This is a genomic window from Nocardia sp. NPDC059764, assembly GCF_042732555.1.
GTDB lineage: Bacteria > Actinomycetota > Actinomycetes > Mycobacteriales > Mycobacteriaceae > Nocardia.
Window position 1 is genome coordinate 1 of sequence record NZ_JBHWHH010000341.1, and the last position, 2,192, is coordinate 2,192.

4 protein-coding genes are annotated in these 2,192 nt (G+C 66.9%); 3 read left to right on the top strand and 1 reads right to left on the bottom strand.

The window, feature by feature from the left end; all coding sequences use genetic code 11:
• Window positions 1–289: 289 nt before the first annotated feature.
• Together ACFV4K_RS35480 and ACFV4K_RS35485 are read left to right on the top strand one after the other, a co-directional pair.
• Window positions 290–622, top strand: a complete 333-nt coding sequence (locus ACFV4K_RS35480; RefSeq protein ID WP_379280663.1) for a hypothetical protein — start codon at window positions 290–292, stop codon at window positions 620–622.
• Window positions 623–680: 58 nt separating this feature from the next.
• Window positions 681–1,553, top strand: a complete 873-nt coding sequence (locus ACFV4K_RS35485) for an SDR family NAD(P)-dependent oxidoreductase (RefSeq protein WP_379280664.1) — start codon at window positions 681–683, stop codon at window positions 1,551–1,553.
• Between the two features lie 55 nt (window positions 1,554–1,608).
• On the opposite strand, the gene ACFV4K_RS35490 is transcribed toward ACFV4K_RS35485, so the two are convergent.
• Window positions 1,609–1,833 (bottom strand): hypothetical protein, encoded by a 225-nt coding sequence (locus tag ACFV4K_RS35490; protein ID WP_379280665.1) that lies wholly within the window; start codon window positions 1,831–1,833, stop codon window positions 1,609–1,611.
• Window positions 1,834–1,863: 30 nt separating this feature from the next.
• Between ACFV4K_RS35490 and ACFV4K_RS35495 the strand changes: the two genes are divergently transcribed.
• The gene (locus ACFV4K_RS35495) at window positions 1,864–2,061 is read left to right on the top strand and encodes a hypothetical protein (RefSeq protein ID WP_379280666.1); all 198 of its coding nucleotides are present in this window, start codon (window positions 1,864–1,866) and stop codon (window positions 2,059–2,061) included.
• Window positions 2,062–2,192 lie beyond the last annotated feature (131 nt).

A 2,192-nucleotide genomic window follows, 5' to 3' on the forward strand; every position in this document is an offset into this window, starting at 1 on the left:
ACCCTCACGGGGGTGAGAATGATTGGAACCAAATAAAATATTTGGCACTGACATTCATCGACACACTATTGAGTTCTCAAAGAACACACGCACACGGAACTTCGCGGGCTCTTTGTCCCGGTCGGTCTCCGTGGCTGCTTCTATACTTTAACCCCTACTTCGCAGCAGAACCAAATCCGCTGGTCAGTGAAGCTAATGTGATCATCAGGCGCTCCTCGTCCAACCTCGTTTCCCAGGCCCTTGGGGCTCCGGGTCGGTGTCCGTGTCGCTCTGACCTGGACTAAGTTACGTGTTGCTACGAACAGAAGTCAAATCGGCTGGTCAGAGGCAAAATTCGCGGGTGTACGTGTGTGCTTGGTCGATTACCAGTGGCATCGCCGACGAGTTCGCGGAAAGAATCCCCGGCATTAAGGAAACCGACTGGCGCGTTAGTTGGCTGCCCGGCCGCCTCGTCACCCGTGAACAAGCGATCGCCGCCATGGAATTGGTGGAACTCCTCCTCGACCCCGCGCATCCGAACGATCCCGCCACGCACGCGACCATCGCGGCCGCCGCCACACTCCTCGGTATCCGTCCGATCGATGCCGCCGCCGTGCTCTCCGAGCGCCATCCCCGGCGCTGACCGGGCCGCGAATCCGAACCCCCACCGAATCCCGGTGCGGCACTTAGCATCACTGGGCATGCACGACATCAGTGACCTGCTGCACAAGATCCGCCACGGCCTCGACACCCAGGTCAGCCTGTCCCGGCTGCGGCGCGACCGCACCCTCGCCGACGCCGTCGCGGGCCGGACCGTGCTCATCACCGGGGCTTCCTCCGGCATCGGACGAGTCGCCGCAGTGCAGCTCGGCGCGGCCGGGGCCACCGTTCTCCTGGTCGCGCGCCGCGCGGACGAACTCGCGGACGCCGTCACCGAGATCGAGGCCGCGGGCGGACGGGCCGCCGCCTACCCCTGCGACCTCAATGACTTCGAGGCGCTCGACGCCATGACCGCGAAGGTGCTCGCCGACCACGGCCGGGTGGACATCCTCGTCAACAATGCCGGGCGATCCATTCGCCGCCGGCTGGACGAGTCCTACGACCGGTTCCACGACTACGAGCGCACCATGCGGCTCAACTACTTCGCCGCGGTCCGCCTCATCCTCGCCTTCGCCCCCGCCATGCGGGACCGCCGCAACGGGCAGATCATCAACATCCTGTCGCTCGCCAACCTCTACGGCGGCCCCGGCTACGCCGCCTACGTCGCGTCCAAGGCCGCCCTCGACTCGCTCAGCACCAACCTGCAAGCCGAGACCCAGACCGAGAACCTCCGATTCACCTCGATCTACCTCCCCCTCGTCCGCACCGACATGATCACCGCCAACCCCGTCTACCAACAGGCCACGGCCAACGCGCTCACCGCGGACGAAGGCGGCCGGATCATCTGCGACGCCATCATCGACCGCCCCCGCCGGCTGGCCCCGGTCATGGGCCGGGTCGCCGCGCTCATCGACAACGTTCTCCCCGAACGCGCCGACACCATCCGCAACACCCGCTTCCGCCGAGGCATGTGAACCCCGGCCGCCGTCATCCACGACGGCGGCCCCACAAGAGAGCCGGCGCCAGCATTCACCCGCTCCACAGCACACACCCGGCGAAATTCGCCTGCTGCGCGCCCGGCACCCGCCACGGGGCGGCCACACCCAGCAGGATCAGCGCCGCGGCCACGGTTCCGAGCACGGTGAACGCGGAGGTCACGGCCGGGCCGAGGTAGTCCGAACCGCACACCTCGGCGGTTCGGACACGATCGGATCGGTGGGCCGCCAGCTGCTCGGACCACAGGTCCGCACGCACCCGGCCCTTCGCCGAATTCGGGCGCAGCGGGTGGGACTCGGACAGCGGGCCGTCGAATTCGCCGAAGAGGTCCTCGACCGCGTATTCGTCGGCTGGACACAGCCTTTCGGCCCGGTCACCTTCGAGATCTTCGGCCGCCTCGACGGCACCATCGACGCCGTCGCCGACTACTTCCACCACCACATGAACCTGATGGCCGACCTCGTCGGCCTCCCCGCCACCGACTGAACTCGGCCCGACACACCGATTCCGGCCCCACCACCCGATGCTGCCCGCCGGGTCCTCGGGGTCATTTTCGGTGCCGATCCCCACTGCACACAGCACTGGGCCCGGTCACCGTGCGGTGACCGGGCCCAGGT